Genomic DNA, 4,932 nt, shown 5'->3' on the forward strand with positions numbered 1-4,932 from the left:
TCACATCAATGTCAGGAGAATATCCGGCTTTTTCTCTAGCATGTCCGGCAATGCTAGAGTATAAAAGGAACAGAGGCGAGGCAATGAAGCCCGCCTCTATTCGGGGATATTTCGGGTGATATTCAGACCGTCCTGCCGCGCCTTCGGGCGGGGTGGATGACGGCTTGCGAAAGGGCTTGGGCATGAAACGCACTTCCATCCTGCTGCGCTTGGCCGTCGCCACGCTTCTGCTGGCGGGTATGGCCCAATGCTCGCACATCCTGATGCACCCGACCTCCCTGACACACCGGCAACCCACGCATGGAGTGATCCGAAATGGCGGTTGAAAAGATCAAGATCGAGCCCAATTCGATCCCCGTCCCTCTCGACAAGCTGCTCGCCGACCCGCGCAACGTGCGCCACGGCTTCCCCGACAGTGGTATCGCGCATCTCGCCGATGATCTCGCCATGAACGGTCTGCTGCAGAACCTCGTTGTGCGGCATGAAACGAGCGACAACGGAGAGCCTACCGGGCGATATTTCGTCACCGCTGGCCGTCGCCGTCACAGCGCGCTCAAGCATCTTGTCAAAAACAAGCGGCTGGCGAAGAACGCCGCCATTCCCTGCCGGGTGACGACCGAGGAAGATGCGGGGACGATCTCGCTGATCGAGAACATCTCCCGGGTAGCCATGCACCCGGCCGACCAGTTTCAGGCGTTCGCCGCGCTGTCGGATGAAGGCAAGAGCATCGAGCAGATCGCGTTGCGGTTCGGGATCACCACAGCCACGGTCGAACGGCGGCTGCGGCTCGGCCGGCTTGCCCCCATCATCCTCAGCGCCTACCGCGATGGTCTTCTCAAGGAGGACGAGGCCAAGGCCTTCGCGGTGACGGTCGATCAGGAGACACAGGCAAGGGCGTTCGATCAATTCCGCTGGCCGTCCAGTTGGAGTCAGGCAAGATCCATCCGTTCCATGCTCACCGAAGGTGAGATCGACAACGACGATGCGCGTGCGGTCTATGTCGGGGCCGATGCCTACGAGGCTGCCGGTGGCGCCATGACGCGCGACCTGTTCTCGGACCACGTTTCGTTCGGTTCAGCGGAGCTTCTGAACCGACTGGCATTGGAGAAACTGGAAGCGTTTGCTGACAGTGTGCGGGCCGAAGGCTGGGCCAAGGTGCTGGTTCGCATCGAGGCTCCCGCCCCGGTTGAACTGACCGATTTCGAGAGGGCCTTTCCTTCCGAGCAGGTCGGACTGTCGGCCGAGGATGCACAGCGCGAAGCCGATCTCACGGCCCGCCGGGAGGCGCTGGAAGTCCTCGACGAGATGACGGACGAGCAGGCGGATGAAATCGAAACCATCGACAGCGATTTGGAGAGGCTTGCGGAACGGGCCGTTCGCTACGCCGCCGACGATCTGGCGTCCGGCCTCGCGATCGTCAGCCTCAACGAACATTCCGGGCAACCCACCGTTCGGCGTTTGAAGCCCCGCGCGGTCGTACAGGCGCGGCCATCCCTTCCGGGCGCGGACCAGAGCACGGGAAATGTGCAGGAGCCCGACAAGAAGGGGCTGACGGCCGCCCTGACAGCTTCCCTGCTGGCACACCGGACGCGCGCCTTGCAGGCCCACGTCGCCCAGCGGCCCGGGCTGGCGCTGCGGTTGCTGGCTCAGGCGCTGCTGATCGAGCGGTCCCGCCTGTATTCCACCGCACCGCTCGGTTTGCGGCTCCGTCACCCCGATACCCTGCCCCCTGACGCAGCCAAGGAAACGCAGGACGGCGCAGCACGGCGTGTGCTGGACGAAGCACACGAGCAGCGGGAGGATCACCAGCCGGGTGATGAGGACGGTCTCCTGCCGTGGCTGCTGGCGATGGATGACTGGCAGGTGGTGGACCTGATCGCGCCACTGGTGGCCGAGGGGATCGACGCAGGTGCGTCGGACTGGACGGAGGAACCAGACTGCCTTGCGGCACAGGTGGCCCGAGCCGCCGAATATGATCCCCGCCCCTACTGGACGGCCGATGCCGAGACCTATTTCGGCCGGGTCAACAAGGAGCAGATCGCCCAGGCCGTGACCGAGGCGGGAGGGTCGATCTCGACCGCAGGCAAGAAGGGCGATCTCGTGATCGAGGCCACCCGGAAGGTTGCAGACACGGGCTGGCTGCCGGCGCTGCTACGTCCCCCCGCTCCAACGTCACAGGACTGATCGGGTCTGTGGGAGGGGTGTCCACCCCTCCCCGCCCCGGCCAGGTGGAGCCCGCACGATGACCACGCCTGACGCCCCCGCTTCCGACGCTACGAGCTTCGCCCATACCTGCCTGCGCTGCGGCGCCGCAGCGCCATGGGGGTTCAACACCAGGCGCGGGCTGTTGTGGTTCTGCGCGGACCACAAGGCGGAAGGGACCAGCTCGAGGCGCCCGTCTTCCGGCGACCCACGGCGAACGATTGAGGCCGGAAAGGATGCCCGCAGAGTGCCATCACGGGTCGTTGTCTTTGGATTTCAGTCGGTTGTCTGATATACTGCCTAGTCAAGGCCGTATGGAAATCGCGGCCAGTCGCCTGAAAGGAGCTGTCATGAGCGCCGTCATCACCGAGCTGCGGATCACCGCACAGGAGAGCGCACGCCGGCAGCGGATGATCGACAACGTCATCGCCGCTCAGAAGCGACAGGGCTACGTCTACGACGCGGTGATCGAAGATGCTGCCGCCGCCTATGTCCGCGGGGAAATCGACCGAGAGGGTTTCGGCCGGGCCATGCGTCAGGGCGGCTAAGCCCGGACACGCCCAATCTCGTGGCGCAAGGCGGTCATACCTACACCTATCCGAACACGTCCGACGATCCAGACCGTCGCGACGTCCTGAGAAACCGGATGGGTCTGCGGACCCATTCGGAACTCAGGGTCGAAGAATATCGGCGCACGTCCGAACGCTTGCTGGACATTCTCGACGGTGCGGGGCCACGCGGCGCCTTTGATGCCGATCACCTCAAGGCCATTCACAAATATCTCTTCGATGATGTCTACGAATGGGCCGGGCGCACGCGCAACGAGCGCCCCGTCGTGGATGGCTTTCCCGTTGAGCCCATCGGCGCAATGTCAAAAAACGGCAACGCCTTCCTGCACGGATCGCGCATCGAGATGGGGCTGACCGAAGCCCTGCGGCCGATTGCCAACCCCGACGTGCTGCGCGGATCGACAGCGGAGCAGTTCGCCGATGTTGCTGGCCGCGTCTTGGCAGAACTCAACTACGTGCATCCGTTCAGAGAAGGAAATGGCCGCACGCAGGAAGCGTTCATCAGTGAACTTGGCCGCCAGTTCGGACATGACGTCGATCTGTCCGTCATCACGAAGGCCCGCATGATTAACGCCTCAATCGCCGTGGCCGCCGATCCCTCGCACCCGGCCATGCGACAACTGCTGGCCGATGCCACCATTCCCGCGCGCGCCGAGGCGCTGCGCGACGTGCTCACAGAACTCCGGGCCGCAGGCGTCGAGACGCGCGATTATCCCATCCGCACCGGCCGGCCGAGCGAAACGCTCTCCGGCGACATTCTCACCACCGGCCCGCAGGTGGTCAGCATCGTCACCCCGTCCGGCGTCTTCGTCGTGCCGGCGAAGGACGTGCCGGCCCCCAAGCCGGGGACCGACACCGTGCTGATGACGGTGCGGTCGACCTTCGAGAGCCTGGCACAGGCGAAGGTCGAGCAGCAGCGCTCCGGCTACTGGACGGGTCTGGCGGCGAAGGCGTCCAGCTCCGCCGCTACGTCGCCCCCGACCGAGACCGAGACCGCTCGCCCCCGGCCGAAGCTCAAGCCGTAGCCGTCGCGCGTGTCGACGTGCCTGCGGCCCGGCCCACATCGCCGCAGCCGTCCAGGACGGCCGCTCAGGCGCTTGCAGCGGTATGTATAGGACTTATATAAGTCCTATAGCTCTTGGGAGGCTGCCATGAAGATGACCACCGTCCAGTTCAGCGAGGAACAGCGCGGCCAACTCGACGCCATCAAGAAGGCGTTCGGCGTGCGGACCAACGCCGATATGCTCCGAAAGGCCATCTCGCTCGCCGCCCTCGCCGCCAGCCAGGCCGACGAACAAGGCAACATCCAGATCGGGTCCGGTTCGGCCGATAAAGCCCCGGTCTATGTCAACGTCCACGCCTGAGTCCGGCCCTCTCATCGACCATCGGGCCGTCCGGAGCCTTCTCGAGCGAGACACGCTGGGATCGTCTCCGGGACTGAAGATCGCGGACGTCGAGGCGGAGAATCTACGCAGGGATTCCGCCACCCGCCGGGCGATGGTCTGGCCGATCGTCATCACCTTCATCGTCGCCAACGGGCTGGTCTATGCCGGGGTCTACCTGATCTTCACCGACGAGGTGCAGCTCGCTCGTGACCACGTCCCGGGTCACGGCCAGGTCGTGACTGCGAACGTCGTGCTGGCCTTGATCGCCGCCACGGCCGCCCAATGCGGCGCGATCACCGTGGGGATCTTTCGGCATTTTTTCCCGCCCGGCAGCGCCAGATCTCAGCTGCAGAAGAGTCGTCGACACCGATCCCGAAACGGGGAGGAAACGGGTGACGAAACAGGTGATGTTTCATCCTAGAGTGGTGATGAAACAGGTGACAATCTTCCTCGTCGCCTGAATCGCTTTCGACGTCCTCGCGTGGTCCCGGTTGACCTGTCGTATCCGGGCGTCACCCCCCTTGTGGGGGGGGCGGGCTCTGCTCCGGCCTGGCGGCCTCCGTCGAGCCGTCCGCGCGTCGCTATGCTCCTTCGTGCGTCTCGCCCGTGTCGGGCGACGATCCCTGACGCGGCGGACCGTGCGGTCCGCATCGTGCCGGCGCAGACGCGCCGTGTGGGCTCTGCCAGCCCCCTCGCCCGCCATCATCCCCGCTCGCCATGCTCGGCCGGCCAAGGCCGCCCTGTGCGTGGCTCCGCGCCGCCTGTGGCGGTCGGCC

General features: G+C 65.1%; 6 protein-coding genes. 5 read left to right on the top strand and 1 reads right to left on the bottom strand.

The genetic code is table 11. The features are described from left to right. Positions 1–184 (bottom strand): hypothetical protein (locus FHR90_RS17260; RefSeq protein WP_221188300.1); only part of this gene is annotated, 184 nt, incomplete at its 3' end. A 131-nt stretch (positions 185–315) separates the two neighbouring features. Between FHR90_RS17260 and FHR90_RS17020 the strand changes: the two genes are divergently transcribed. The 5 genes from FHR90_RS17020 (at position 316) to FHR90_RS17040 (ending at position 4,577) form a co-directional block, all read left to right on the top strand. Then, complete coding sequence (locus FHR90_RS17020; protein WP_176624503.1) at positions 316–2,184, top strand: ParB/RepB/Spo0J family partition protein; 1,869 nt, start codon at positions 316–318, stop codon at positions 2,182–2,184. A gap of 368 nt (positions 2,185–2,552) precedes the next feature. Beyond that, on the top strand, positions 2,553–2,750 hold the full coding sequence (locus FHR90_RS17025) for an antitoxin VbhA family protein (protein WP_176624507.1): 198 nt from the start codon (positions 2,553–2,555) through the stop codon (positions 2,748–2,750). Positions 2,751–2,770: 20 nt separating this feature from the next. Next, entirely contained in the window at positions 2,771–3,796 is a 1,026-nt protein-coding gene (locus FHR90_RS17030; RefSeq protein WP_266152846.1) for a Fic/DOC family protein, read from the top strand. A 126-nt stretch (positions 3,797–3,922) separates the two neighbouring features. Further along, the gene (locus FHR90_RS17035; protein WP_176624501.1) at positions 3,923–4,135 is read left to right on the top strand and encodes a hypothetical protein; all 213 of its coding nucleotides are present in this window, start codon (positions 3,923–3,925) and stop codon (positions 4,133–4,135) included. Next, positions 4,116–4,577 (top strand): hypothetical protein, encoded by a 462-nt coding sequence (locus FHR90_RS17040; RefSeq protein WP_183275553.1) that lies wholly within the window; start codon positions 4,116–4,118, stop codon positions 4,575–4,577. Before FHR90_RS17035 ends, FHR90_RS17040 begins: the two co-directional genes overlap by 20 nt. Positions 4,578–4,932: the final 355 nt, after the last annotated feature.

It is taken from the genome of Endobacter medicaginis, from assembly GCF_014192375.1.
In the GTDB taxonomy this organism is placed as follows: Bacteria; Pseudomonadota; Alphaproteobacteria; order Acetobacterales; family Acetobacteraceae; genus Endobacter; species Endobacter medicaginis.

What these genes read in the sequence shown, in the direction of transcription:
- FHR90_RS17020 (WP_176624503.1), top strand. Translation starts at nt 316, where the DNA reads ATGGCGGTTGAAAAGATCAAGATCGAGCCCAATTCGATCCCCGTCCCT.
- FHR90_RS17025 (WP_176624507.1), top strand. Translation starts at nt 2,553, where the DNA reads ATGAGCGCCGTCATCACCGAGCTGCGGATCACCGCACAGGAGAGCGCA.
- FHR90_RS17035 (WP_176624501.1), top strand. Translation starts at nt 3,923, where the DNA reads ATGAAGATGACCACCGTCCAGTTCAGCGAGGAACAGCGCGGCCAACTC.
- FHR90_RS17040 (WP_183275553.1), top strand. Translation starts at nt 4,116, where the DNA reads ATGTCAACGTCCACGCCTGAGTCCGGCCCTCTCATCGACCATCGGGCC.